The sequence below is a fragment of the Pseudoalteromonas sp. SG44-5 genome, assembly GCF_014164175.1.
In the GTDB taxonomy this organism is placed as follows: Bacteria; Pseudomonadota; Gammaproteobacteria; order Enterobacterales; family Alteromonadaceae; genus Pseudoalteromonas; species Pseudoalteromonas nigrifaciens.
The window spans coordinates 18,501-44,938 of record NZ_JACJES010000001.1; the positions used below are offsets into that span (position 1 = coordinate 18,501).

Annotated in this window: 25 protein-coding genes; 9 read left to right on the forward strand and 16 right to left on the reverse strand. The window is 40.4% G+C overall.

Annotated elements, in window-relative coordinates; translation table 11 throughout:
• Positions 1–417 precede the first annotated feature (417 nt).
• From H5079_RS00090 to H5079_RS00100, 3 genes are all read left to right on the forward strand, one after another.
• A complete protein-coding gene (locus tag H5079_RS00090) occupies positions 418–630 on the forward strand; it encodes an EF-hand domain-containing protein (protein WP_011327703.1) in 213 nt (70 codons plus the stop codon).
• A gap of 149 nt (positions 631–779) precedes the next feature.
• Positions 780–992, forward strand: a complete 213-nt coding sequence (locus H5079_RS00095) for a calmodulin (protein WP_011327704.1) — start codon at positions 780–782, stop codon at positions 990–992.
• 96 nt (positions 993–1,088) lie between these two features.
• The gene (locus H5079_RS00100; RefSeq protein ID WP_011327705.1) at positions 1,089–1,304 is read left to right on the forward strand and encodes an EF-hand domain-containing protein; all 216 of its coding nucleotides are present in this window, start codon (positions 1,089–1,091) and stop codon (positions 1,302–1,304) included.
• Positions 1,305–1,391: 87 nt separating this feature from the next.
• Here the strand turns inward: H5079_RS00100 and H5079_RS00105 are convergent, their stop codons facing one another.
• From H5079_RS00105 to leuS, 15 genes are all read right to left on the reverse strand, one after another.
• Positions 1,392–3,005 carry a M28 family metallopeptidase gene (locus H5079_RS00105; RefSeq protein WP_182683209.1) on the reverse strand — a complete coding sequence of 538 codons (1,614 nt, stop codon included), beginning with the start codon at positions 3,003–3,005 and terminating at the stop codon, positions 1,392–1,394.
• A 270-nt stretch (positions 3,006–3,275) separates the two neighbouring features.
• Positions 3,276–3,515, reverse strand: coding sequence for a hypothetical protein (locus H5079_RS00110; protein ID WP_011327707.1), 240 nt, complete (start codon positions 3,513–3,515; stop codon positions 3,276–3,278).
• A gap of 222 nt (positions 3,516–3,737) precedes the next feature.
• Positions 3,738–4,703, reverse strand: a complete 966-nt coding sequence (gene lipA / locus H5079_RS00115) for a lipoyl synthase (RefSeq protein ID WP_011327708.1) — start codon at positions 4,701–4,703, stop codon at positions 3,738–3,740.
• Entirely contained in the window at positions 4,700–5,353 is a 654-nt protein-coding gene (lipB, locus tag H5079_RS00120; RefSeq protein WP_011327709.1) for a lipoyl(octanoyl) transferase LipB, read from the reverse strand. Before lipB ends, lipA begins: the two co-directional genes overlap by 4 nt.
• Before the next feature lie 19 nt (positions 5,354–5,372).
• Positions 5,373–5,651, reverse strand: a complete 279-nt coding sequence (gene ybeD / locus H5079_RS00125; RefSeq protein ID WP_011327710.1) for a DUF493 family protein YbeD — start codon at positions 5,649–5,651, stop codon at positions 5,373–5,375.
• A 218-nt stretch (positions 5,652–5,869) separates the two neighbouring features.
• On the reverse strand, positions 5,870–7,033 hold the full coding sequence (locus tag H5079_RS00130; protein WP_011327711.1) for a serine hydrolase: 1,164 nt from the start codon (positions 7,031–7,033) through the stop codon (positions 5,870–5,872).
• A 314-nt stretch (positions 7,034–7,347) separates the two neighbouring features.
• Complete coding sequence (locus tag H5079_RS00135) at positions 7,348–8,121, reverse strand: septal ring lytic transglycosylase RlpA family protein (protein WP_041454376.1); 774 nt, start codon at positions 8,119–8,121, stop codon at positions 7,348–7,350.
• Positions 8,121–9,227 (reverse strand): rod shape-determining protein RodA, encoded by a 1,107-nt coding sequence (rodA, locus tag H5079_RS00140; RefSeq protein ID WP_011327713.1) that lies wholly within the window; start codon positions 9,225–9,227, stop codon positions 8,121–8,123. Before rodA ends, H5079_RS00135 begins: the two co-directional genes overlap by 1 nt.
• Entirely contained in the window at positions 9,224–11,092 is a 1,869-nt protein-coding gene (gene mrdA, locus H5079_RS00145) for a penicillin-binding protein 2 (protein ID WP_011327714.1), read from the reverse strand. Before mrdA ends, rodA begins: the two co-directional genes overlap by 4 nt.
• An 8-nt stretch (positions 11,093–11,100) precedes the next feature.
• The gene (gene rlmH, locus H5079_RS00150; RefSeq protein WP_058372938.1) at positions 11,101–11,571 is read right to left on the reverse strand and encodes a 23S rRNA (pseudouridine(1915)-N(3))-methyltransferase RlmH; all 471 of its coding nucleotides are present in this window, start codon (positions 11,569–11,571) and stop codon (positions 11,101–11,103) included.
• A gap of 42 nt (positions 11,572–11,613) precedes the next feature.
• The gene (gene rsfS, locus H5079_RS00155; RefSeq protein WP_011327716.1) at positions 11,614–11,931 is read right to left on the reverse strand and encodes a ribosome silencing factor; all 318 of its coding nucleotides are present in this window, start codon (positions 11,929–11,931) and stop codon (positions 11,614–11,616) included.
• Positions 11,932–12,023: 92 nt separating this feature from the next.
• Complete coding sequence (gene nadD / locus H5079_RS00160; RefSeq protein ID WP_041454377.1) at positions 12,024–12,668, reverse strand: nicotinate-nucleotide adenylyltransferase; 645 nt, start codon at positions 12,666–12,668, stop codon at positions 12,024–12,026.
• Positions 12,669–12,683: 15 nt separating this feature from the next.
• Positions 12,684–13,721, reverse strand: a complete 1,038-nt coding sequence (holA, locus tag H5079_RS00165) for a DNA polymerase III subunit delta (RefSeq protein WP_011327718.1) — start codon at positions 13,719–13,721, stop codon at positions 12,684–12,686.
• Positions 13,721–14,212, reverse strand: a complete 492-nt coding sequence (lptE, locus tag H5079_RS00170) for an LPS assembly lipoprotein LptE (RefSeq protein WP_011327719.1) — start codon at positions 14,210–14,212, stop codon at positions 13,721–13,723. The genes holA and lptE overlap by 1 nt, the downstream gene beginning before the upstream one ends.
• 1 nt (position 14,213) lies before the next feature.
• Positions 14,214–16,802, reverse strand: coding sequence for a leucine--tRNA ligase (gene leuS / locus H5079_RS00175; protein ID WP_011327720.1), 2,589 nt, complete (start codon positions 16,800–16,802; stop codon positions 14,214–14,216).
• A 232-nt stretch (positions 16,803–17,034) separates the two neighbouring features.
• Between leuS and H5079_RS00180 the strand changes: the two genes are divergently transcribed.
• The 5 genes from H5079_RS00180 (at position 17,035) to H5079_RS00200 (ending at position 22,065) form a co-directional block, all read left to right on the forward strand.
• Positions 17,035–17,493: a zinc ribbon-containing protein gene (locus H5079_RS00180; protein WP_011327721.1), complete on the forward strand. Its 459-nt coding sequence runs from the start codon at positions 17,035–17,037 to the stop codon at positions 17,491–17,493.
• A gap of 76 nt (positions 17,494–17,569) precedes the next feature.
• Complete coding sequence (locus tag H5079_RS00185) at positions 17,570–19,993, forward strand: Lon protease family protein (protein ID WP_182683210.1); 2,424 nt, start codon at positions 17,570–17,572, stop codon at positions 19,991–19,993.
• 2 nt (positions 19,994–19,995) lie between these two features.
• Positions 19,996–20,472 (forward strand): FKBP-type peptidyl-prolyl cis-trans isomerase, encoded by a 477-nt coding sequence (locus H5079_RS00190; RefSeq protein ID WP_011327723.1) that lies wholly within the window; start codon positions 19,996–19,998, stop codon positions 20,470–20,472.
• 147 nt (positions 20,473–20,619) lie between these two features.
• Positions 20,620–21,135 carry a hypothetical protein gene (locus tag H5079_RS00195; RefSeq protein ID WP_182683211.1) on the forward strand — a complete coding sequence of 172 codons (516 nt, stop codon included), beginning with the start codon at positions 20,620–20,622 and terminating at the stop codon, positions 21,133–21,135.
• Between the two features lie 141 nt (positions 21,136–21,276).
• Entirely contained in the window at positions 21,277–22,065 is a 789-nt protein-coding gene (locus tag H5079_RS00200) for a hypothetical protein (protein WP_011327725.1), read from the forward strand.
• Positions 22,066–22,178: 113 nt separating this feature from the next.
• Here the strand turns inward: H5079_RS00200 and H5079_RS00205 are convergent, their stop codons facing one another.
• Positions 22,179–22,775 carry a hypothetical protein gene (locus H5079_RS00205; RefSeq protein ID WP_011327726.1) on the reverse strand — a complete coding sequence of 199 codons (597 nt, stop codon included), beginning with the start codon at positions 22,773–22,775 and terminating at the stop codon, positions 22,179–22,181.
• A gap of 398 nt (positions 22,776–23,173) precedes the next feature.
• Between H5079_RS00205 and H5079_RS00210 the strand changes: the two genes are divergently transcribed.
• Positions 23,174–26,356 (forward strand): PDZ domain-containing protein, encoded by a 3,183-nt coding sequence (locus H5079_RS00210; RefSeq protein ID WP_404936201.1) that lies wholly within the window; start codon positions 23,174–23,176, stop codon positions 26,354–26,356.
• Positions 26,357–26,438 lie beyond the last annotated feature (82 nt).

Sequence of the window (26,438 nt, forward strand, 5' to 3'; positions counted from 1 at the left end):
TTAAAACACTTCATAAATGCTGAATTAATAAAATCAATTATAAAAAGCTATTAAATTTCAATGCCTTATTGTTTGTTTTTTATTTAATAATTTATAAAAAGTAAATTGTTCATGGTGGGTTTATTACAAAATCAACTTAAAGCAGCCAGTAGTGGCTTATTTGCGCTGTGTTGTGTCTTTTTTATTAAAGTTAACCTTATGATTTTTAAGCTTTAATTATTTAACATCAAACAGCTGTTGCTAAAAAGCAACAAAAAATCATTATAAAACACCCTCAAACGGCTTAAATAAGTATAAGTAACTGTTTTTATTGTGATTTAAAAACATGGCACCGAAGTTGTAATACCTAAGCTGTATTGAGCAAAACAAGATTAAAGTTAAACAGCTTAAATCATAACCCAATGAAGGAATTACATTATGAAAACATTTAAATCAACACTGGTACTAATGGCTTTAGCTTCTTCATCAGCGGCTTTTGCAGCAACAGATTTTGACACACTCGATGTAGATGGTAATGGTGCAATTAGCCAAGCAGAAGCGTCGGTAGATGCAGAGCTTATGAGTAAATTTACTGAGCTTGATACTGACCAAAATGGTGAGTTATCTAAAGAAGAATTTTCTAAGGCATAAGCCTCAAGCCCTACAACACAATTAATATTCTGAGTTGCCAAAGACAACCTAAATAGGCAAGGGAGCCTTTGATAAAGAATAATAAGGAAATTCAAGTGTTCACGGGAAAGTTAATACATTTATATTACATAGACTTGAAGGATTAAATTATGAAAAAGTTACAATCAACACTGGTTTTAATGGCATTAGCGTCTTCATCTGCAGTATTTGCAGGCACCGACTTTGAAACACTTGATGTAGATAGCAGTGGCACAATTAGCCAAGCCGAAGCGTCGGTTGCTGCTGAGTTAATGGAGCAATTTGCAGAGCTTGACGTTGATGGCAACGGTGAGCTTTCTAAAGAAGAATTTGCTGAGTATTAATTTTCAGCACATTAATTTACAGAATATGGATTCTTGAAAAGGACTTTTCACTTTATTATTTTTTATTAAACAGGCTTTAAGCTTAAGGATAACACAATGAAAACATTACATAAGACATTAGCACTAATCGCACTAGCATCATCTTCAGCGGCATTTGCAGCAGTCGACTTCGACTCATTTGATACAGATGGCGACGGCGTTATTAGCCAAACAGAAGCGCAGGCAAACCCGCAGCTTGCACAAATATTTGATGAATTAGATGCAGATGGTAATGGTGAACTTTCTAAAGAAGAGTTTGCAGCAGTTCAATAATGCTACCCATTTCTAACTAAATAATGATAATACGTACTAAAAAGCAGCCAATTGGCTGCTTTTTTATGTGTGTTTAAAACGCAATTGCTAGCGCTTATCTTGCTCACGTTTTGTTTTAAAGTCAGACTCTGCTTTCCACTTTGGCCAATCGTTGCTGTTAGCCAGTTGTGTGGCTATATTAATGATCAGTTGGCTATCTTGCTCTACACCACCAAGCGACCAGTCGGTAGAGTAATCATCGGCTTCTTTGTGGTACTTATGAGTAATGTAATCAGGGTCGGTATCACCAAGGCTCATAAATAATAAACTGGGCACACCTTGCTTAGAAAGCGAAAAGTGATCAGAGCGAAAAAATAAACCATTTTGCGGGCGAGGATCCATTTTTACCGTTCGACCTTGTGCCTTAGCGGCCTTGGCTAAGTAATCTTCCATTTCAGAAAGCCCTTTACCATACTGTAAAACATAGTCAGTAGCGTCAAGTACGTTCATGCCATCAATATTTAATAAGCCAACCATTTGTTTAGTTGGGATCACCGCACCAGATGCAAATTCTTCTGAGCCAATTAGGCCAGTTTCTTCTGCGGTAAAATTGGCAAAAATGATCGAGCGTTTAAATGGCGTTTGTTGATGCATTTTACTCATTACTCTGGCAATTTCGAGCGTGGCGGCTGTACCTGATGCGTTATCTACCGCACCATTATAAATTTTAGGCCCGCTATCTGTTTGTTTAGTGCCAAAGTGATCCCAATGCGCACTAATTACAACGTATTCGTCTGGCAGTTCGCTACCGGTAAGTTGTGCTACTACGTTATGCGATTTTGCATGCGATACTTCATTTTTAAAAGCCAGGTTGGCTTTTACATTAAGCGGCAGCGCTTTAAAGTCAGCATTTAAAGCCTGTTGTTTTAATTGCTGATAGTTAAGGTTTGCAGCATTAAATAAGCGCTCGGTAGCCTCAAGGTGTAACCATCCCATAACGGGAAGTTTTGAGGTGTTGTTGGTGCCATCAATTAGCGTATATTTAGTACCCGTATTTGAGCTCTCTACCACGCTCCACGGGTAAGCTGCTGGTGCAGTTTCGTGCACTATAAGAACGGCAGCAGCACCTTGACGAGCCGCTTCTTCGTACTTGTAAGTCCAACGACCGTAGTAGGTCATAGCATTACCGGTAAACAGGCTGTCGTCTTGAGTTGCAAAGCCAGGATCGTTAACTAACACCACCACGGTTTTGCCTGTTACATCAAGATTTTTATAATCGTTCCAGTTACATTCTGGTGCATTAATACCATAGCCTACATATACCACGTCAGAATTACGCACATCAATAACGCTTTGTAGCTGCTCGGTACGGGCAGTAAAGTCTTTACCTGCACTAAAAGTGAGCTCACCAATAGTTAATTGCATATTTTGATCAGCAGTTACTTTTGCCATTTTCACCGGTTGTAAGTACTTATCGTTATAAGCACCGCTTAAACCAAACGCTTGGTATTGCTTAGTTAAATAACCAATCGTTTTTACTTCACCGGCTGTAAGGGGGCCACGACCTTCAAATTCGTCTGAGGCGAGTGTTTTAATGTGCTGCTTAATATTATTAATACTAAGTGCTTGGGAATTCTCAAGTTTAGTTGTGTCTGCAGCTTGCTCTGAGCAACCTATGAGCGTTAGAAATAAAAAAAGGCTGGTTGTTTTTATAATTGTCATAATAACTGAGGGTAGGTAATACATAGCTCGACTATATACAGCGAACTTTAAAGTGTCTATACAGGATATAATTTTATAGACTTAAGTTTTAGCTGTTGCACAATATTGAACTTAGAACTTAGAACTTAGAACTTAGAACTTAGGAGGGGGAGCAAGGAGCAAAAATTAGTTGTGGCAGTGTTATAAATGTAGGCTAAATTAATACTGCCCTAATAATAAAACACATCTGTGTTTATAATATTAAGGGCAATAATAGCCGCGGCTAACTAATTAAGCATCTGCCAATTTAACGCGGATTTTGCTTTTATCAACAGTTGCTTGGTTAAGGGCTTTAATTGCACCTTTAACTTCTATGTCGTTTGGCATTTCAACAAAGGCAAAACCTTTAGATTGGCCAGTTTCTTTATCAAGTACTAAGTTACAGGTAGTCACTTTACCGTGCTCTGCAAATAAAGTACGAAGGTCGTGCTCAGAAGTAGCACGAGATAAGTTGCGAACTAATAGTTTCATAATGAACCATGTTTTAAAAATAACTACCGCGATTGTCTCAAGTAAAAGCCGATTGACCTAACGATAAATTGCGATCAGTAAAAATAGTTTAGCCAGTGGTGGCTACAAGCGAGATAATTATGCGCGGATTTGTTTTGGTTTAAGCAATTAGCATAATGCTAGGTGCCTAATAGAAAACCGCTGCTTAATAAAAGCGAGCGGTTTTTTTATGCCAAAAACGACTTATTTTACTTCTTTACCTGCCGCTTGTTGGTCAGCATGGTAGCTAGAGCGCACAAATGGGCCAGAGGCTGCATGAGTAAAGCCAATTTCATCAGCGTAGGCTTTTAGTGCATCAAACTCAGCAGGTGGCACGTAACGTTTTACTGGTAAGTGGTGCTTAGAAGGCTGTAAGTATTGGCCTACTGTAAGCATATCAACGTTATGGGCACGTAAGTCGCGAAGTACTTCTTCTATTTCGCTAATTTCTTCACCTAAACCAACCATTAAACCAGACTTAGTTTTAATCTCTGGGTGCGCTTCTTTAAAGCGACGCAGTAGCTCAAGTGACCATTTGTAATCAGCCCCTGGACGCGCAAGCTTATATAAACGCGGCGCAGTTTCTAGGTTATGGTTAAACACATCTGGTGGGGTTTCGATTAGTATTTCGAGTGCGCGGTCCATACGGCCACGAAAATCGGGTACTAAAATCTCAATAGTAATATTCGGGCTGTGCTTGCGAATTTCGCGAATACAATCGGCAAAATGCTGCGCGCCGCCATCACGTAAATCATCACGATCTACCGAGGTAATAACCACATAGCTTAGCTTCATGTCTTTAATTGTAAGCGCTAGTTTTTCAGGCTCAGTTGCATCAGGTGTTAATGGACGACCATGGGCAACATCACAAAATGGGCAACGACGAGTACAAATTGCACCTAAAATCATAAAGGTAGCTGTACCGTGGTTAAAACATTCAGATAGGTTAGGGCACGAAGCCTCTTCGCATACCGAGTGCAGCCCATGCTTACGCATCGCCTGTTTAATGCCCTCAATACGCTCTGTTGATTTAGGTAAGCGAATTTTTAGCCACTCTGGCTTGCGTAACATTTCGTTTTTTTCTGTTGGTAAAACTTTTACGGGGATCAACGCCATTTTTGCTGCGTCGCGTAGTTTTACACCTGGTTCCATCTTGACTGGTTTATTCATTCGTTTTCAAACCCTTCAGTATGCTTAACCTGTGTTGCATTAAGCTTTTTAATCATGTGTTTTACCAGTCCTGCACCTGCTGTTTCTAGGTTTTGAGGACCCTTTAATTCTTTAGTTTGCACCATATTCATGCCTGCATAACCACATGGGTTAATGCGTAAAAATGGACTTAGGTCCATGTTAACATTTAATGCTAAGCCATGAAACGAGCAACCACGACGAACGCGTAAACCCAAAGAGGCTATTTTACTGTCGTTAACGTAAACACCGGGCGCATCGGCTTTGGCGTATGCTTGAATGTCGTACTCGGCGAGGGATTCAATAATACACTCCTCTAGCCAAGTAACTAATTCGCGTACACCAATTTTTAAACGACGTAAGTTAAATAGTACATACATCATTTGCTGGCCGGGGCCGTGGTAGGTTACTTGCCCACCGCGATCAACTTTAATCACTTCTATATCGCCGGGTGCGAGTAAGTGCTCGTCTTTACCTGCTTGGCCTTGAGTAAATACACTTTCGTGCTCTACTAACCAAATTTCATCCGCGCTATCGTCGTCGCGGGTATCGGTGAAGTCTTGCATTTTCTGCCAAATTGGCAAGTAACGCTGGCGGCCAAGTTGGCGCACGATTAAGGTGTTTTCTTTCACAACAAATCTCAATTATGGCTTAAAGCATGTGGCGTACGTCATCTAGATTACTGATCACGTTATAAATTTCTTCAATATGAGCGCCACTAGTAACGGTTGCAACAAGCGAAACTGATTCGTAATTACCTTTGCTACTTGGTTTTACTTTTGGGGCATAGTCGCCAGGTGCAATAACTTGTAACTTAGCTAAAATTTGATCCGTTAAGTTTACATTGGCTAAACCCATTATTTTAAATGTAAACGGGCAAGGGAACTCTAAATACTCATCAAATTTAGTATCTTTAACTGGTTGAACCACGACAGTGACTCCTCATACAAAAAAGTGTTGGCTTAATTTTGCTAAGTGGCAAACCCTAAGCTTAATACTATTGGGCTAATGGCAATCTGAGTTAAGCTTGTTTGGCTGTGCCAAAAAAGTTACAACTCAACATAATTGACTTATATGGGGCGCATTCTAGCATTTTTCAAGCAAAAAAAAACGCCTCATAGCAGAGGCGTTAATATTGTTTTATGCGGCTATTGCATAATCTGTAAACGTAAGTAGTCATAAATTTTACTAAAGAAGCTACCTTCTTCCACTTCTTCAAGTGTAACTAGCGGATATTGTGCAATATCTTCGCCTTCTAGTTGTAAAAATAAAGTACCTACTTTAGTGCCTTTAGCTAATGGCGCTTCAAGCGTGTTATCTAATTTAAAGTTCGCTTTTAAATTTTTATGCTGACCACGTGGAATAGTGATAGGGGTATCTTCTAAAATACCTAAAGAAACATTTTCTTTATTACCCATCCAAATACGTTGCTCTGCAAAGCTATCGCCTGCTTTGTACGGTGTAATTGTTTCATAAAAGCGAAAGCCATAGTTAAGTAACTTTTTGCTTTCTTCTTTACGTGCGCGCTCGCTTGAAGTACCCATAACAACAGCAATTAAACGCATATCGTTTTTAGTTGCAGAGGTTACTAAGCTGTAGCCTGCATCTGATGTATGGCCGGTTTTAATACCGTCTACGTCTAGGCTTTCATCCCATAATAATGAGTTGCGGTTGTATTGTTTAATGCCGTTATAAGTAAATGACTTTTTCTTATAAAGTGCGTACTCATCGGGTACATCGCGAATAAGTGCGCCGCCAAGTGTTGCCATATCACGCGGTGTTGTATAGTGCGCGTCGGTATCAAGGCCGTGGCTATTAATAAAGTGAGTGTTGCTCATGCCTAATTTTGCAGCGTGGGCGTTCATTAAATCAGCAAAAGCGCTTTCGCTACCGGCAATGTGCTCTGCCATAGCAACGCAGGCATCGTTACCTGATTGAATAATTATTCCGTGGTTTAGGTCATCAACGCTAATTTGTTTACCTACTTCAATAAACATTTTAGATGATTCTGGAAAGTTTTTAGCCCATGCTTTTTCGCTAACCGTAACCATGTCGGTAGGTGCAATATTACCGGCTTTAACTTCTGTGCCTATAACATAACTGGTCATCATTTTAGTTAAACTAGCAGGTGCTAACTTTGTATCAGCTTCACCTTGGGCAATAACTTTACCAGTTGTAAAGTCTACTAAAAAATAACCTTTAGCATTAACTTGAGGAGGTGCTGGAATAATTTGTGCGGTGGCTGAAAATACGGCGGCAGAACAAACTAGGCCGCATACCCCGTTGAGAATTTTATGTTTAATAGATTTCATCATACTCATTAATGGTTAAAGTTAAAGATTTGCGTTAGCCCATTCACATACCCAAACTACCCCTAGATGCGGGCGTCGTTGGAATTAAAAACGATTTAGGCAAGGCATTGATTACAAATAATAGTCACTCTATTGTTCAAATCAATAACGCAGTATAAATCGTTTTTAAACCAACCTCCAGGGCGTTTCACTGGAGCTTACTCTCTGTGTTGTTACTTTTTAAAAGGGATTACCATTTCAGCAAAGTAACGCCTAGATATTAAGTCCCAGTGCAACGCTGAATTCTGCATCTTAGGGTGGTTTGGGTATTAGTCTTACTGAGTGTAAAGCAAGAACGCGTTTTTAAATTGGTTTTGTTTTAATTGTGTTAATACTTGCTGTGCATGCTGGGCGTCTTTAATTGGCCCTAAATGCAACCTGAAAATATCGTCTTTTTGCACGATATTAGTGGGTAATTTATAATCGAGGCGTAAACGACTAGCCAATGCTTCAATATTTGCTAGTGTACTACCTGCTGCTACCTGAATATAGGTTAAATGCGCAGTCGAATTATCAAGCGTAACTGCTTCAAGCTTAACCTTGGCTGTACCATGGGTGTAATAACCTAGTTTGTATGCGGCTGCGTAGGATAAATCAATCACTCTATCTTCATGAAATGGGCCACGGTCATTTACGCGCACAATGACAGATTTATTATTACTGGTATTTGTTACTTTTACAAAGCTAGGTAAGGGCAGTGTTTTATGAGCGGCGGTCATGGCAAACATATCGTATATTTCGCCATTTGAAGTATGATAACCATGAAATTTACGGCCGTACCACGATGCAATGCCTTCCTCTGCATAACCAGTCTCGTCAAGCATAGGCGTATAACTTTTACCTAATACGGTATAAGGCCGGCTTGCGCTGGCACTTTTAGTAACTTTAACCACTACAGCGTCTTGCATTTCTAATGTGGTAGGCGCACGTAATGGTGCAGCATCATGGCGCATGCTGTAGCGACTGCTTGGGGTGTTATTTGAGCTACTACAAGCACTTAAAAGTATTAGGACAAAGCTGATAGTAAAAAATCGAGTATAAAATTGCATTATTTTAAAAGCATCCTTTTATCAGTTGCAATAGACATAATAATGCCAAAACTGGCCATCAGCGTCACCATAGACGTACCACCATAACTTATTAGTGGAAGCGGTACACCTACAACGGGTAATAAACCCGATACCATGCCTATATTTACAAACACATAAACAAAAAATGTCAGTGTAAGTGAGCCAGCTAATAACTTGCCAAAGGCATCTTGTGCATTAACGGCAATGTATAAACCGCGGCCAATAATAAATAAATATAAACTGAGTAAAATACACACCCCAAATAAGCCAAATTCCTCACTTAACACCGAAAATATAAAGTCAGTATGGCGCTCTGGTAAAAATTCAAGTTGCGATTGCGTACCCTGTAACCAACCTTTACCTTCAATGCCACCAGAGCCAATCGCAATTTTAGACTGAATAATATGATAGCCAGAGCCAAGCGGGTCGCTTTCAGGATCTAAAAAAGTAAGTACTCGTTGCTTTTGATAATCGTGCATACCGTAGTGCCAAAAAGGCCATGCAGCGAGTGCTACGATAGAGCTTAAAAAACCAATTAAACGCCAGCTCAAACCCGATAAAAACAATACAAAAACACCTGAGCTGGCAATTAATATAGAAGTGCCTAAGTCGGGCTGCTCTTTAATTAGTAGCGTCGGTAGCATCATAATTACAAAACCAATAATTAAATGCAGTGGGCGAGGGGGTAAGTGATTACGTCCTATATACCAAGCAACCATCATGGGGACTGCAAGCTTCATTAATTCAGATGGTTGAAAGCGAGTGATACCTAAGTCTAGCCAGCGCTGAGCACCTTTAGAACTCACTCCAAATAATAACACTCCAACCAGCATTAATAGCCCTAAGCAATAAAGCGGTATAACTAAGCGCTTTAAAGTAGCAGGAGATAGCTGCGCTAATACGAACATAGCTACAATTGCACCGCCCATACGCGTAATATGGCGGATCATCATGGCGTTGTCTTGGCCACTGGCGCTGTACACAATAGTGATACTACCGACCATCATTATTAGCAGCGCAATAAATAAGGGTAAGTCTATATGTAGGCGCATCCAAATTGAGCGTTTATCGTGCAAAGCGGTCATGGGATGTTATTCCTTGCAAGATTAACGGGGTTGGCTGCAAAGTAGTAATCCATAAGTTGCCGAGCAATTTGCACACCACCATGGTTATTTTCTAATATTACAGACACTACAATTTTGGGATCGTTATACGGTGCAAAACCAATATAAATAGTGTTGTCGCGTTGTCGCTCTTTTAACGCATCAGCATCGTAGCGTTCGCCTTGAGCAATACTTACTATTTGTGCTGTGCCCGTTTTACCAGCAGAGTCATAATTAGTCCCTTTAAATGCTTTATGCGCAGTACCCGATACTTTTTTTACTGTGTTGTGCATTGCATCTAAAGCAATTTGCCAATGATGAGGGTTTTTTAATATTACAGGGGGCTTTTCTTCATTATTGATTTGTATAATGTCGTTATCTTTTTTAACCACTTGCACTAAATGTGGCGGATGGTTAATACCACGGTTTACTAAAATGTTTGTCGCATTTGCAATCTGAATTGGAGTGGCGGTCCAATAGCCTTGGCCTATGCCTACAGAAATAGTGTCACCACGCCACCACGACTCTTTAAAGCGATTTTCTTTCCACTCTTTTGAGGGCAGTATTGCCGTAGTTTCTTCATGAATATCAATACCAGAGAGTTCACCAAAGCCAAAACGCGACATAAAGTTACTTATTTTAGTAATACCTAAGCGATAAGCTGCATCGTAAAAATAGGTATCGCACGACTCTTCAATTGCTTTGTATACATCAACATGACCATGACCCCAACGTTTCCAGTCGCGCCATTTATGCTCTACATTTGGAATTTGAAAAAAACCAGGATCCCACATAGAAGTACTTTCGCTGACTATATTCTCTTCTAGGGCTAAAATAGCCATATGTGGTTTTACAGTAGAGGCAGGTGCATAACGACCTTGAGTTGCACGATTAATTAACGGGCGGTCTGGGTTTAGTAACGCTTTATAGTTTTTGCTGCTTATGCCGTGCACAAATAAATTAGGGTCGTAACTAGGGTTAGAATAAAGCGCAAGTACACCGCCATCTTTAGCGTCCATAACGACAATAGCACCACGCATATCTTTAAGCGCATGTTGGGCAATTTGCTGTAAACCAATATCGAGTGTGAGTACTAAGTCGCTCCCTGGTTGCGGGGGGAGCATGCTTAAAGTGCGAATTATTCTACCGCGATTATTAACTTCAACATGCTGCGAGCCCACTTGGCCATGCAAGAGTTCTTCGTAATACTTTTCGATGCCGAGTTTGCCAATGTCGTGAGTGGCGCGATAATTTGTAGCTTGATCTTCTTGAGTTAATTTATTTAGCTCTTTTCTGTTTAATTTAGCCACATAGCCCAGTGCATGGGTAAGGGTATCGCCAAACGGATAATAGCGTGCGAGGCGAGCTTCAATACTAAAGCCTGGGAATTTATGTTGGTTTACTGAAAATTTAGCAACTTCTGTTTCATCTAAACGTGCTTTTAGTACTTGGCTTTTAAAGCGCCGCGTATGTTTTATATCGTCTAAAAAGTCGGTTTTTTCTTGCTCGCTTATGGTTATTATTTTACTTACTTGTTCAAGCGATAGCGGCAGGTCTGCAACATCTTCAGGAATAACCTCAAGATTATAAACGGGTTTGTTTTCGGCAAGTAATACGCCATTGCGGTCGTAAATTAAACCTCGGTTAGGCGCAATTGGAATAACTTTAATACGGTTGTCGTTGGAGCGAGTTTGGTAGTTTTGATGATCATCTACCTGAATTTTATATAAATTCGAGAGTAAAATAGCAATTAGAGCTAATATAAAAATAAAACCCACAAACGCACGCCGTGCAAATAAGTTTGCCTCTGCTGAATGGTCGCGAATAGTGGGTCTTTGTTTTAACATGGCAAGGATTACTCGCGATGATAAGGATGGTTGTTATTTAAGCTCCAGCCTCTGTATAGGCTTTCAGCAACAATAATACGCACCAAAGGGTGCGGTAAAGTTAAGTTAGATAACGACCATTTTTGCTCAGAGGCAGCAATACACTCTGGTGCAAGTCCTTCAGGACCGCCAATAAGTAAACTTACATCGCGGCCATCGAGTTGCCATTTTTCCATGTTTTTAGCAAGTTCGTGGGTATCAAGTGGTTTACCTGTTACTTCTAGAGTAACAATACGGTTGCCTTTAGGAATAGCTGCTAAGGTTTTTTCACCTTCAATATGTAAAATGCGTTTTATATCTGCATTTTTACCACGTTTTCCGGCTGGGATTTCAATCAGTTCAAGTGCCATATCTTTAGCAAAACGACGTTGATACTCTGTAAATCCGGTTTCTACCCAAGCTGGCATTTTTGTACCAACGGCAATCATTTGTATTTTCACGTGTTACTTCCAAGCCTGTCTAAAATAAGTGGGTGTTTATTACTAGCCCCACAGTTTTTCTAGATCGTAATAGCTACGTGCTTCGTTTTGCATCACGTGTACAACCACATCACCTAAATCAACCAATGCCCATTCACCGTCGCTTTGGCCTTCATAACCTAAAGGTTCTTCACCTGCGTGGCGAGCCTCTTTTGCTAAATTATCAGCAATTGACAGAACATGACGTTTAGATGTGCCAGAGCATACAACCATGTAGTCTGTAATGTCTGATGTTGCTGTTACGTCAATATGAATCACATCGCGTGCTTTCATATCTTCAATTTTATCTATTGCAAAAGCGAGTAGTTGTTTCGAATCCAAGGTTTTGTCTCAATTTTAAATTTAATAGCGTGCATTTTAACATGCTAGGGGTTTTATACCAATGACTCTTGCAGAGTATTCACTTGTCAAGGTTAATTAGTATTATCATCATTTTGGTAAAGCGCATGGCGCTCTATATACAGACTCACCGCATCGGGTAATAGTTCATTCTTTTTATTAGTATTTTTAAGTTGTTGGCGAATATTACTCGATGCTGCATCGAGCATTTCACCGGGTAAAAAATAAAGTTTACCGGCAACCGTATGTGAAAGGGTTTTTGCATTATTAACTTGCGCTTGTTGCATATAATGCTGTAAATGGCCACTAACAGCACATTGCTGCCCAGGGCGTTGATACACCACAATATGGCAAAGTTGCGTGATTGCTTGCCACTGATACCATTTATCGAGGTTATTAAACGAGTCCATGCCAATTAAAAACACAATTGGCGTGTTTGGATGCTGTGCTCTTAATTCTTGTAAACTCAATAAAGAATAAGAAGGCCCAGTGCGGTGCAACTCTCTTAAATCGAGTTGAAAAAAAGGGTAAGGCGCAATTGCTGCATTGAGCATAGCTACTCGGTGCTCGGTGCTAATGCCAGGAGCCATTTTGTGGGCGGGCAGTGCGCAAGGCATAAAGTACAACGTATTTAAGTTAAGTGCATTTACGCATTGCTTTGCCATATTAATGTGCCCCAAATGAACGGGGTCGAAAGTGCCACCAAAAATTGCGATCATGTTAAATTCTGCATTTTAATTAACAGGATGACATGGCAGCGAAATATTCAGCGGTTGGCAAAACTTAATACAAATATGCGCGAGTGCTTGATAGGGCGCAATTAAGTTACCTTGTTTGTAGCTGGCGTCAAATATTGCAAGCTCAGAGCTAATTTGCTCAAGGGTATGAATACTTAACCTGTTTATAGCACTTTGTACTGGCGCTTGTTGGTTTTTCCATATTGCTTTTTGCTTAAATAAATTAGCAATGGGCTCGCCATTAAGTAAACCAATTTGCACATCAATTAAGGTGTTAAGCTCCTTGGTTATTGCCCATAAAATACTCACCACTTCGGTGTTATCGCTGGCCAGTTTATTCAGCACTTTTATTGCTTGTTTAGCTTGGCCGTTTAATAGTGCGTCGCTTAAATCAAAAATATCAAACTTGGCTTGATTTAATAGCCCTTGCATTACTAATTGTTGTGTAATGAGCGCATTGGCGTGTAGTAATGAGAGTTTTTCGAGTTCTTGAAAACACGCCAGTAAATTACCTTCAGTGGCGCTAATTAAACTCAGCTTTGCCTCATTTTGCATATTAAGAGATAAACGCTGGCATTGCTCATCTAACCAACGCTTTACATGCGTACCGGTAAGCGGATAGCAAGGTACAAATAAACCGTGTTTATCAAGCGCTTTAAACCAAGCACTGCGTTGTACGTCTTGGCTGGCTTTAGCGCCTTTAATAATTAAAATGGTATCGGGGTTTATTAGCTCAATAATTTTTTTAAACGTGTTGCTGCCAATAATTCCTGGCTTTTGCTGGTTTAAATCAAGCTCAATAATAGTGCGGGCGCTAAACAGCGACATACTTTGATATTGAGCTATAATTTCTTGCCAATCAAAACCTTGCATTAAAGTAAATTTAATTACTTCATCAAAGCCTTGCTCTTTAGCAATTGCGCGAATTTGTTGTACACATTGCGCTTCTTGAAAAGGCTCTTCACCAAACACTAAGTAAAAGGGTTTTAAGCCTTTTTTTAGTTCACTCGGTAATTGATTAGCGTAACAGCGCATTATAGTTGCGACAACTCTCTAAGAATACGACGACTAGCTTGTTGGCGTATTTCGCTAATAAGGAGTGCAAGCTCTTTTGCTTTGGCTAATGCATTGTCAGGATCGTCTTGATAATTACGATATAACTCAAAGCGCTTTTCTATTGGCTCAGCATTAGGACGATTGATCACAAACGCAACACTGTAAGTAAGTTCGTATTCTGCTACTTGGCCATTTTGAAACAACGACAAGGTTTGACGTTCAAGCTGATCTTTAAATAAATAAAGCTGTGCCGACTTTTTACTAGCCGCAACTAGTTTAACGTCACTGGCAATAAGCTCACTTTTTAAGGCGCTAAATAACGCTGACTTTTCATCGTCGCCAATGAGGGTTATTTGTTTTAGATCGTCTGGCAAGCTAGAGGCTTTTTTTAAATGAAAGCCACAGCTAGTTAATAAAAAACAGACTAGCACTAAGGCTAGTCCGTTTTTAATGGCGTTAAAAGCGGCCATATTAATTAGCTACCACATTAAGCAGTTTACCCGGTACGTAAATAACTTTACGAACGGTAACGCCGTCAGTGTATTTAGTTACGCTTGCTTGTTCAAAAGCGAGTGCTTCTACTTGCTCTTTTGTGGCATCGGCTGCAACGGTTAGTTTAGCGCGTAGTTTTCCGTTAACTTGAATAATAATTAACTTTTCATCTTCAACCAAAGCCGACTGATCAACCTCTGGCCATGAAGCGTTAACTATATCGCCTTCTTTACCTAGCTCTTGCCATAATTGGTGCGACAAATGCGGCGTAATAGGTGCAAGCATAATAAGCATTGCTTCAAGCGCTTCGTTAGCTATCGCTACATCTTGCTTACTATTTAACGGTGCTTTTAATAATTTATTAGACAGCTCCATAATTGCCGCAATAGCAGTATTAAAGGTTTGACGACGTTCAACATCATCACTCACTTTAGCAATTGCTTTGTGTAAATCGCGACGCAGTACTTTTTGCTCGTTATTTAATGCTGTTTTATTGAGTGGTTGAAAACCAACTGTTTTAACATCAACCGCGTATTTCCACACACGTTTTAAGAAGCGATGTGCACCTTCAACACCCGCGTCAGACCATTCTAGCGTTTGCTCTGGTGGTGCTGTAAACATCATAAATAAACGTACAGTGTCGGCGCCGTATTGTGCAATAACATGCTGTGGGTCAATACCGTTATTTTTCGATTTTGACATTTTGCTCATGCCAGATGAAAACACCGGGTTACCATCAACTTTATGCCATGCTTTAGTTACGCGGCCTTTGTCGTCTGTTTCGGTATTTACGTCGCTTGGCGAAATCCAAATATCAGCCCCTTTTTCATCTTTACGATAAAATGTTTCGGCTAATACCATACCTTGACAAAGTAAGCGGTCAAATGGCTCGTCTGAATCAACTAAACCAAAGTCGCGTAATAGTTTATGGAAAAAGCGCGAGTACAATAAATGTAAAATAGCGTGTTCAATACCGCCTATGTATTGGTTTACTGGTAACCAATAGTTAGCCGCTGCTGGGTCTAGCATGCCTTCGTCATGACGTGGGCTACAGTAACGAGCGTAATACCAAGACGATTCCATAAAGGTGTCAAAGGTATCGGTTTCATGAAACGCTGGTGCGCCATTCATGGTGGTTTTTGCCCAGTTAGGATCAGCTTTGATTGGCGATGTAACGCCATTCATTACTACGTCCTCTGGTAAGCGTACTGGCAGCATATCGTCGGTTGCTGCAAGTTCGTTACCGTCTTCGTCGCTAAGCATTGGAATTGGTGAACCCCAGTAACGTTGGCGGCTTACACCCCAATCACGCAGGCGGAAGTTTACTTTACGCTCGCCCACACCCAAGGCTTCTAACTTATCGGCAATGGCATTAAATGCCGCGTCAAAATCAAGGCCGTCAAATTCACCCGAGTTAACCAATACACCTTTATCGGTAAACGCTTCTTTGTTTAGGTTTACTTCAAGGTCAGAGCCCGTAACTGGCGCAATCACTTGTTTAATATCAAGGCCGTAGGCTGTTGCAAATTCAAAGTCACGTTGGTCGTGTGCAGGCACTGCCATTACCGCGCCTGAGCCGTAATGCATTAATACAAAGTTAGCGATCCAAATTGGTACTTGCTCACCAGTAAGTGGGTGAGTAGCAAAAAAGCCTGTTGCTATGCCTTTTTTCTCCATGGTTGCCATGTCGGCTTCACTTACTTTGTTGTTTTTACATTCTTCAACAAACAGTGCCACAGAATCGCTATTTTTAGCCGCTTCTTTAGCAATTGGGTGGCCTGCAGCAACCGCTACATAAGTCACACCCATAAAGGTATCTGGACGCGTGGTATAAACGCTAAATGTTTCGTTGTTATCAGTGCGTTTAAATTCAATATCACACCCTTCAGAGCGACCAATCCAGTTGCGCTGCATGGTTTTAACTTGTTCAGGCCAATCTTCTAACTTGTCTAAATCGTCAAGTAGTTCTTGTGCGTAGTCGGTAATTTTAATAAACCACTGTGGAATTTCTTTTTGCTCAACCACAGCGCCCGAACGCCAACCGCGACCGTCAATAACTTGCTCGTTAGCTAATACAGTTTGATCTACCGGATCCCAGTTAACTGTCGACATTTTTTTGTACACTAAGCCTTTTTCGTACAACTTAGTGAAAAACCATTGTTCCCATTTATAGTATTCTGGATGACAGGTGGCAATTTCGCGATCCCAGTCATAACCAAAACCTAACTGCTTAAGTTGGGTACGCATGTAGTCAATATTCTCGTAGGTCCATTTTGCAGGGGCTGTTTTGTTTTTAATAGCCGCGTTTTCTGCAGGTAAACCAAACGCATCCCAACCCATAGGTTGCATTACGTTTTTGCCTTTTAAGCGCTGAAAGCGAGATACAACGTCACCAATAGTGTAGTTACGCACGTGACCCATATGGAGTCGACCGCTCGGGTAGGGGAACATAGAAAGGCAGTAATACTTTTCTTTGCTCTCATCTTCCGTAACTTTAAATACTTTGTTTTCTTCCCAGTAACGTTGGATTTTTGACTCTATTTTTTGAGGGTTATATTGCTCTTGCATCTACGGTTCCAGACTTCTTACGACTAATAAAAAATTAGCTCTAGGATAACCCAAATAAACCGCTATTTATAGCGCCATAAACACGCTTTTATTAAATTATAACTTTCAGTGCAGGTTAACCTATACTTTTGTAAGCTAGTTGCTGAAAAGCATAGGTTAAAGGTTGATTTAACAGCCCTAATAGGTTCAACCTACAAATCTAAATATGCCCTAAATTTGCAGGAGTAAGAAAATGGCTGACTACAAAACATGGCTAAACGATTTAACGCTTTGGTTAAAAGATGTAAAAGATCATGAATTAAAAGAGGCGGTAAAACGATTTGTTGAATCTGAGCAGGCACTTAAAAATTTAGGAGAAGAAAAGTATCAACTTTATCGTAACTACTTAATGCGCGATTTAGAACACTTGCAAGAGCACGAAACCCACTATAATTCGCTTGCATGGCAAGAGCTTAAAGAATCATTATGGTATGAGCTTTCGCACATAGAAGACAAAACACAGCTAGAGTGGCACTCACTTAGCCAAGATTTTAAGCACAATGGCATATATCACGTAGGCGAATGGATAGCCATGGGCACATTAGTATGTAAGAATTGTAACCATAGTTACGATGTTTATCATGCTACGCAAATAACACCTTGTTTAGAGTGTGATGGAATCTATTTTAGCCGTAAGGCTTTGCAACCCTAAATATAAGTATTAAGTGGCTGCAGGCCACTTAATACGCCAAAAGCCAGTGAATACGCTGGTAAACAAAGAAGTTAGAATGACGAAAAAATTACTGCCACTACCTGTATCAAAGCTTGCGCCGAGCATTTCTACTAGCCACGTGCATACTTGCATGAGCAACCCATACCCAGAGCATTTTACTTTTATAGGCCAACAACGGGCGCAAAGTGCATTAGACTTTTCACTCGGTATGGATTTACCTGGCTATAACGTATACGTAATGGGCGAAGCTGCACATGGACGTTTTACCCTAGTAAAAGACAAACTAAAAGAGCATGCCAAAGGCAGAGTAACGCCTAATGAGTGGTTGTATGTAAATAATTACGACGACCACCGCGAGCCTATCGCACTGTTTATGCAAGCTGGGCAAAGTAAAAAGCTTGCCGATGACATTGATGCTTTTATTGACGAAGTGCTCGACACCTTTCCTGCCGCATTTGACAACCCTGCGTACCAGCGCAAAAAGAAATCCATAGACCGTGAATTTAACGACGCCTATGACGGTGCTATTACCGCGGTAGAAATTGCGGCGCTTGAACAAAGTGTGGCGCTTATTGAAGAAAAAGGCGTAGTAGGTTTTGCTCCATTAATAGGTGGCAAGCAGCTAAGCGATAATGAATTTTCGCACCTTGAAGATGAGCTACGTGAAACCTTTTTTGAAAGAATTGAAAAACTCGAAGACACATTAATAGAAGCACTTATTGAGCTGCCGCGCTGGAAACGTGAATCTACCGAAAAGCTACGTAATCTTAAAAAGTCGACTGCCGAGCAAGCAACTAAGCCCTTATTAAAAGACTTAGAGCATAAATATGCCAGCCATATTGGCGTGCTGCGTTATTTAAAAGACATTCGCGTAGAAATTATTGACGCTGTGCTGGAGTGGTTAGACGATGAAGGCGAAAGCGAAGAAAACAAAGAAGACTTTGATCGCAAAGGCATGCTTACAGACTTTTTTGCGCCCAATATTTTAGTTGAATTTAAAGAAGGCGACGCCGCTCCTGTGGTTTACGAACCTAACCCAACGTTTGGCAACATATTTGGCAAGGTTGAGTACGCAACCTCACAAGGCTCGCTTATAACTAGCTATCGCTCAATTCAGGCCGGCGCATTGCATCGCGCTAACGGTGGCTATTTAATGATGGACGCCGAAAAAGTAATGGCTAACCCACAAGTGTGGGATGGTTTAAAACTATCGCTTAAAACCCATCAAATTAAAAATGACTTACCGTATCAAGATAGCGTTGTAGGCAGCAGTTTTACGTTGCGCCCGCAGTTAATTCCGCTAGATGTAAAAATAATATTATTAGGCTCGCGCGAGCTGTACTACACCATAGGTGAGTACGACGAAGAATTTGCTGAGCTGTTTAGAATACTAGCCGACTTTGACTACTACTTACCGAGTAGCGATAAATTACAGTACCAATTTATTACCAAAGTAACTGACTATTGCGAGCACGTTTTAAAATGCACCACTACAGAAGCCGCAATGGTGCGCTTGCTCAAATTTAGTTATCGCCAAGCCGAGCATCATAATAAACTCTCTGCCCGCTTTGCCGATGTGTTAGAGCTGGTAGCCGAAGCAAGTTATTATGCCAAACAAGACAAGCTAACGGTTATAGACGCTCATCATATTGACGAAGCCATTGAAGGTAAACAGTATCGTACTGGGCAAATTAGCGAAAACATGCTCAGTGATATTAAAGAAGGGCACACCCTTATTGCCACGCAAGGCCAAGCCATAGGCAAAGTAAATGGTTTAACTGTACTGCATATTGGCGATACCTCATTTGGTACACCTGCGCGTATTACGGCAACAGTTTATGCCGGTGCCGATGGCGTTTTAGATGTAGAGCGCGAAGCCGAGCTAGGTAAAGCAATTCACTCTAAAGGGGTAATGCTACTTACCGGCTATTTAGGCAATAAATACGCGCAGCACTTTAGCTTAACGCTCAGTGCAAATATTGCAATTGAACAAAGTTATGGCTACATAGATGGCGATAGCGCGTCACTTGCCGAGTTATGCGCGTTAATTTCGGCTATTACTAGTTTACCACTGAGTCAATCAATTGCGCTTACAGGCTCAATTAACCAACATGGCGATGTACAAGCTATTGGTGGCGTAAACGAAAAAATAGAAGGCTTTTTTAAACTGTGTAAAATGCGCGGTTTAACTGGCGAAGAGGGCGTGATCATTCCTAAATCTAACCAAGTTAACTTAGTGTTAGATGAGGAAATACTTAATGCAGTTGAACTTAGTAAATTTAATATTTACGCAGTAGAGACGGTAGATCAGGCACTTAACTTACTGATGAATTTAGAAGCTGGCGATTTAGTTGACGGGCACTATCCTGAAAACTCAGTAAACGGCCTAGCCTTAGCACGACTTAAAGATATTGCAGACATTGTAAACGGCGATAGCGAAGATGAAAAAGACGCAGAACCAGAAGAGGAAAAAAATTAACTATGCTTAATATAATATTAGCGGTAATTATCGCCATATTTTGCTTTTTAATATTTAAAAACAGCAAAAAAGCCAAACAACAAGTGGGTATTAACGCGCAAATAGAAGCTGATTTTTTGGCAGCTAATGCAAAAGTAGATGGCGTACAAGAGACCGCTTCAGGCTTGCAGTACAAAGTATTGCACCAAGGGCAAAGCGATGACAAGCCTAACCCCAAAAGCATGGTTAATGTGCATTACCACGGTACGTTAATAGACGGCACAGTATTTGACAGCTCAGTTGAGCGTAAAGCCCCTATTAGCTTTGGTTTACATCAAGTTATTAAAGGGTGGACCGAAGGTCTGCAACTTATGAGCCCCGGCGATAAATACCTACTTTATGTACCGCATCAACTGGCTTACGGTGAAAAACGTGTGGGCAGCATTCCACCGGCATCACTGCTTATATTTGAAGTTGAGTTATTGGCTATTGAGTCGTAATATTATTTTAAGTAATAATTACTTAAGCCCTGCTTTCATAAAGTGGGGCTTTTTGCTTTTAGCCAGCCAGCCTGTAAACGTTACTCAAGAATTTTAATGTTAGGTCGATACCTATAATAGTGACAAAGCTATTTTAGGGATAAAGTAATGAAGATTTCACCAGCGCCCCCTTTACACCATGCATACAGCCTTAATACTCAGCCTTTAACACAACCAGATAAGCAACTTGCCGAAGGTGAGACAGAGGATGAGCCAAAATATGTTTTATCAAAGTTCTTAGACACTAAAGCACAAAAGTACAGTGAAGATAACGCAACGTTTGGCGATCAATATAAAAACCTAGAAAAAGTGTATAAGCACTTTTTAGGGCGGGTTATTGCATTGCAAGAGCAAATTAACAAACTCAAACAAAGTCCAATTCAAAGCAGTTTAACCATAAATAGCACCGCAAATGAGCCAAATAAAAGTGATGCTAGTTTAGCTATTGATGTTGAGCATTTAGGGTCTAAAAAATATAAAAACTCACAACAACAAGAGCAAATAGATATACTAGAGCGGCAATTAGGGGAGTTAAAATCAGAGCAAGCAGCAATAAAACAACAAATGGTTGAGCTGGTTATGAGTGAAATGAAAAGACGAGGCGATCACGACTATAATGTTTAGCGTTAAGGCAGGTTGGTGAATCAGCCCTTAACTTAATTTTACTTACTTCCAGTTTAAATTTACCGTATCTTTAAAGTATAACTTTGTTGAGTACGCTTTAAAAAGTACACCCAAATAATGGCCAGTGGAATTTACTAAATTATGTTCGAAGATGAATTACTTTATGGATACAGCAGTGTATTAATTGCAGTTACATTGTTTATTGCGATCGTTATTTTTAACGAAATAGGCTTTAGAGCAGGGCGGTTTATTCAAGGCAGAACCGACAGTGAAGTTAAGACGCTAACGGGTTCTATTCAGGGCAGTATATTAGGTTTGTTAGCATTACTACTGGGTTTTACATTTAGCATGTCGATGCAACGGTATGATAACCGCAGCATGGCGTTAATAGATGAAGCAAACACAATCGGCACAGCCATATTACGGGTTGAATTACTGCCACAAGAATACAAAAAACAAGCCAATGAATTATTTAAAGAGTATGTAGACTTACGAGTTGCTATAGGCCAATTAGATTTAACCAAACACGCGCAGCGTAACGACTACAATAATAAAATAGCCAACCTACAGCGTCAGTTATGGTCATTGGCTATCGCAGCCACAAATGTTGACCCAAGGCCTGTAACTACAGGAGCGTTTGTAAAATCGCTTAATGATGTAATAGACAGCCAAGGAAAGCGAAATGCTTTATTGCAAATGCATGTACCTGAGGTGGTATTAATACTGCTCTTTATTGTTTTTATTTCGTCTGGCGGCATTATGGGTTATTCCGCAGGACTCAGTGGTAAGCGAATGATTGTGCCCATAGTATTGGTTTCTTTGTTAATTACTTTAATCGTATTTATTATTATAGATTTAGACCGGCCAAAGCGCGGGCTTATACAAGTAGATCAAACGGTAATGATTGAGGTTTCAGAAAATATTAAATAGTAATAAAGAAGGGGTTTTAATTTAAGCGCGTAAATAACAATTATATTGTTTGCTGCTTTGGCGAACTAAATACTTATTTAGTTCGCCAATAAAAATGTTCGCGTAGTTTAAAATTACAGTAACGCTTTAACCTCAGGATCTGCAAACGCTAATTCAAAGCGCTCTTTATAAAGCATTTGTAAGTCGTTGGTATGCATACTTGGAATGTCTTGCTCGCCAGTAAAGTTTTTATTTATAAGCGTAGCACCAGTGCGATCCTTAATTATTAGATCAAAGTTATACCATGAGTTATCAGTAAAAGCGTGGTGATCATACTTCCATTCGTTAAGTACGATTATAATAGTCGCAGTATCGCTATCTGCTTTAATGTCATTAATATCGACCTGTGGTGTGGTAGCTATTAGCTTAGCGTTAATACCAGAGCGAATAAAACCAGCAGCAAGGCGTTTACCTAAGTGTTGTGGCATAGTTTCGCCAGTAATGATGTTTTGTGTATAAGGTATACCAAAGCCAGAGCGACTTAATCCTTCAAAACCAGAGAGTTTGTCACCATTTACAACATATGGGCGATGATCTACCACTGCAATTTGTATTTCATCAACTTGGGGCTTATTTAACGTAGGAGCTGCTTGTTCTGCAGTCATAATGGCCGTACAGCCGGTAGTTAAAAGTAGGGTAACAGCGATAAAGATTGAAGCTATTTTGTTCACATTATATTCCTTTTATGTGTATTTATGATTAAATAAAACCAAATTACAGATCGTTAGGTAATGCCATGAAAGTAATGGATTTTATTGGGCAAGATAGTATTAACAAAAGCTGAATAAATCAAGGCAGTATTAACTTTTATTTTTTTTATGGGCTTAAAGTACTGCTTTTAGCTAGAGTAGGTGTTTAAAATATTAAAATGTGAGTGAAATATATTACCAATTATTAAGCTTTTACAATGACTGTATTTACACCTTGTTACAGTAATTTGTCGCACAAAGCTGCAAACTGTCTTTTTATTGTTATTATGAAATGAAATAACATTGTAAGGACGATAACCTTGAAACTACGCACTTTATTAACAGCAATAGCAGTAGCGGTTGCACCGGCAATATCGCCGATGGTTGCGGCTTATCAAACACAAGATACCCGCTTATTACGCTTTCCCGATATTCATAAAGAATCAGTAACCTTTGTTTATGCGGGCGATATTTATATAGCAAACACTAAAACAGGTAAAAGCACGCGCTTAACTGATCATATTGGTTTTGAAACTTTTCCTAAATTTTCGCCAGATGGCAGCCAAATCGCTTTTTCTGCCCAATATAATGGCAGCCGCCAAGTGTATGTAATGAACCGCGATGGCTCCGACTTAAAACAACTGACTTATTATAACGACGTAGGTGTAATGCCGCCGCGCGGAGGTTTTGATTATCGTGTACTTGATTGGACCCCAGACGGTAAGCATATTGTGTTTAGAGCTAACCGTACCCCTTATGGTCAGCGTGTTGGCCGACCTTATATAGTGCCTGCTGCGGGTGGCCTAGAGCAACCATTAGCCATACCAGAAACTGGCGGTGGCATGTTATCGCCCGATGGCAAACAGTATGTGTATACACCCATTGATCGCGAATTTCGTACTTGGAAACGCACCCGTGGCGGGCGCGCACAAGATGTATGGGTTTACGATTTAGAAAATAACAAATCAAAGCAATTAACAACCAACAGAGCAACCGACCAACAGCCTACTTGGGTTAACAATAACATTTACTACGTGTCGGACAGAGAATACACGCTAAATTTATACAAACATCAAGATGGCAAAAATCCGATAAAAGTAACTAACCACAGCGACTTTGATGTGCTTTGGCCCTCGGCTGGGCCCAACGCCATAGTGTATGAAAATGGTGGTTATTTGTATCGCTTTGATGACGCCACGCAGCAATCTGAAAAGCTGAGCATAAATGTTCAAGGTAACCGTGAACATACAATGGCCTACAGTAAAAATGTTAGTGACTTTATTGATTCAATGGACGTATCGCACGATGGAAAAAGAGTACTATTTACAGCACGCGGCGAACTGTTTTCTGTGCCGGTTAAAAATGGCCCAACCCGAAACTTAAGCCATACGCCAAAAGGGCGTGAAATATCGGCTACATGGTCGCCCAATGGACGCTATATTGCTTACATGAGTGATGAAACAGGCGAGTACGAAATTTACCTAAAAGACAGAGCTAACAATAACCAAGTTAAGCAACTGACCAGTAATGGCAGTATTTGGCGTTTTGAGCCAGTTTGGTCACCAGATAATAAAAAGTTATTGTTTAGCGATCAGAATCACACCCTGTGGTGGCTCGATATTAAAACCGGTAAGCAGCGTAAAATTGATACCGCAAAATATAATGAAGATGGTTTAACTAGCTATATTTGGTCGCCTAATAGCGAGGATATAGTGTTTGTTAAAAATAACGAAAATCGCTACGCCTCATTATGGCATTACAATTTAAAAGACAAACGCGTTACTCGCTTAACTGATGACATGAGCAGTGAGACAAACCCAGCGTTTTCTCCCGACGGGCAGCAATTGTATTTCACATCAGAGCGCGACTTTAATTTAACTTTTAGTAGCTACGAGTTTGACTACATGTTTAACAATGCAACCCGACTGTATTCGGTTGCAGTAAATAGTAAAATCAAGCCACTTAATACACCGCTGAGTGACGAAATAAGCATTGTTGATTCAAAAGCAGATAAAGACGATAAAAAATCAGCTAAAGCACCCAGCAACTATATAGAAAGTAACGGCTTTATGAGCCGCGTTGTGGCGCTAAATGTACCTGCAGGAAATTACGGCGCACTAAGCGGCGTAAAAGACGGCGTATTAACACTATCGGCAGGAGAGCTTAAGTTAGTGCCTAATGCCGTTGATGGTGAAGTTGCCACAATAGCAGCAGGAGTGAGTAATTATAAAGTGTCGGCTAATGCTGAGCATATTATTGCTCGTGCAGGAAAAAACATTAGCGTAATAAAGCCAGAAGCTAAACAAGACTTAAAAGCTACGCAACTTAACTTGCAAGATATGGTATTAAAAATTGACCCGCAAACCGAATGGGCACAAATGTATCGTGAAGGCTGGCGCACTCTGCGCGACTGGTTTTATGACGAAAACCATCATGGCCAAGATTGGAATGCTATTTTAGCGCGTTACCAACCTATGGCAGACGCTATTGCACATCGAGCCGACCTAGATTATGTATTAAGTGAAATAGCAGGCGAAATAAACTCAGGGCATATTTATGTTAACTCGGGCGATATGCCAACATCTCCTCGTTTACAGCATGGCTTATTGGGCGCAGAAATTAGCGCGCATAAATCAGGCTTTGTAAAAATAGAGACTATTTTTAAAGGCGAAAACTGGCACGAAAACTTTCGCTCACCGCTAAACGAAACCGGCATTAACGCCAATGTAGGCGATTACGTAATTGCAGTAAATGGCCGCTCAGTAAAAAGCGTAGTCAACTTTTACGAACTACTAGAAAACACCCAAGGTAAATCGGTTGAATTACTACTCAGTAAATCACCAAGCCTAAAAAACAGCTGGAAAGTAATGGTAACGCCTATTGCCAGCGAAACTGGATTGCGTTACTTACAGTGGGCACAATCGCGCGCTGAGTATGTTAATAAGCTTTCAGATGGGCGTATTGGCTACGTGCATTTACCTAACACCCATTACGAAGGTAACCGTTCGTTATTTAAAAACTTTTTACCGCAAACTAATAAAGAAGCGATGATCATAGACGATCGTTACAATGGCGGCGGTTTTATACCTGAACATATGATCACTTGGTTAGCGCGTAAACCGCTTAACTACTGGAAACGCCGTGGTGTAGAGCCAACTAAAACCCCGCAGTTTGCACACGATGGCCCTAAAGCTATGCTGATCAATGGCTACTCTAGTTCAGGCGGCGACGCACTACCGTATTACTTTCGCCAAGCAGGTTTAGGCAAATTAATTGGTACGCGTACCTGGGGCGGTTTAATTGGTATTTCGGGCAACCCTGGGCTTGTAGATGGTGGCTCAGTTATTGCCGCTACTTTTAGAATTTTAGATAACGAAGGTAACTGGATCATTGAAAATGAAGGCGTAAGCCCAGACATAGAAGTGATTGATCGCCCAGAGCTTATTCAAGCCGGACAAGATCCGTCGATTGAACGCGCTGTAAAAGAGTTATTAAAAGAGCTTAAAGCAAATCCGAAAAAACCATTGGTAGTGCCAGCACCACCGAGTGAATTTGGTCGCTAATTGCAATAAATTAAGCTGCTAAGTCACGCAGCCTGTTAGCTACTTTGCGTGTGCTTGGTAGCTAACTAATTTATTAGAGTAT

Bases quoted from the DNA above. Each gene is read 5' to 3' on its own strand.
- H5079_RS00090 (WP_011327703.1), top strand. From the start codon at position 418: ATGAAAACATTTAAATCAACACTGGTACTAATGGCTTTAGCTTCTTCA.
- H5079_RS00095 (WP_011327704.1), top strand. From the start codon at position 780: ATGAAAAAGTTACAATCAACACTGGTTTTAATGGCATTAGCGTCTTCA.
- H5079_RS00100 (WP_011327705.1), top strand. From the start codon at position 1,089: ATGAAAACATTACATAAGACATTAGCACTAATCGCACTAGCATCATCT.
- H5079_RS00105 (WP_182683209.1), bottom strand. From the start codon at position 3,005: ATGACAATTATAAAAACAACCAGCCTTTTTTTATTTCTAACGCTCATA.
- H5079_RS00110 (WP_011327707.1), bottom strand. From the start codon at position 3,515: ATGAAACTATTAGTTCGCAACTTATCTCGTGCTACTTCTGAGCACGAC.
- lipA (WP_011327708.1), bottom strand. From the start codon at position 4,703: ATGAATAAACCAGTCAAGATGGAACCAGGTGTAAAACTACGCGACGCA.
- H5079_RS00130 (WP_011327711.1), bottom strand. From the start codon at position 7,033: ATGAAATCTATTAAACATAAAATTCTCAACGGGGTATGCGGCCTAGTT.
- H5079_RS00135 (WP_041454376.1), bottom strand. From the start codon at position 8,121: ATGCAATTTTATACTCGATTTTTTACTATCAGCTTTGTCCTAATACTT.
- rodA (WP_011327713.1), bottom strand. From the start codon at position 9,227: ATGACCGCTTTGCACGATAAACGCTCAATTTGGATGCGCCTACATATA.
- mrdA (WP_011327714.1), bottom strand. From the start codon at position 11,092: ATGTTAAAACAAAGACCCACTATTCGCGACCATTCAGCAGAGGCAAAC.
- nadD (WP_041454377.1), bottom strand. From the start codon at position 12,668: ATGATCGCAATTTTTGGTGGCACTTTCGACCCCGTTCATTTGGGGCAC.
- holA (WP_011327718.1), bottom strand. From the start codon at position 13,721: ATGCGCTGTTACGCTAATCAATTACCGAGTGAACTAAAAAAAGGCTTA.
- lptE (WP_011327719.1), bottom strand. From the start codon at position 14,212: ATGGCCGCTTTTAACGCCATTAAAAACGGACTAGCCTTAGTGCTAGTC.
- leuS (WP_011327720.1), bottom strand. From the start codon at position 16,802: ATGCAAGAGCAATATAACCCTCAAAAAATAGAGTCAAAAATCCAACGT.
- H5079_RS00180 (WP_011327721.1), top strand. From the start codon at position 17,035: ATGGCTGACTACAAAACATGGCTAAACGATTTAACGCTTTGGTTAAAA.
- H5079_RS00185 (WP_182683210.1), top strand. From the start codon at position 17,570: ATGACGAAAAAATTACTGCCACTACCTGTATCAAAGCTTGCGCCGAGC.
- H5079_RS00190 (WP_011327723.1), top strand. From the start codon at position 19,996: ATGCTTAATATAATATTAGCGGTAATTATCGCCATATTTTGCTTTTTA.
- H5079_RS00195 (WP_182683211.1), top strand. From the start codon at position 20,620: ATGAAGATTTCACCAGCGCCCCCTTTACACCATGCATACAGCCTTAAT.
- H5079_RS00200 (WP_011327725.1), top strand. From the start codon at position 21,277: ATGTTCGAAGATGAATTACTTTATGGATACAGCAGTGTATTAATTGCA.
- H5079_RS00210 (WP_404936201.1), top strand. From the start codon at position 23,174: ATGGTTGCGGCTTATCAAACACAAGATACCCGCTTATTACGCTTTCCC.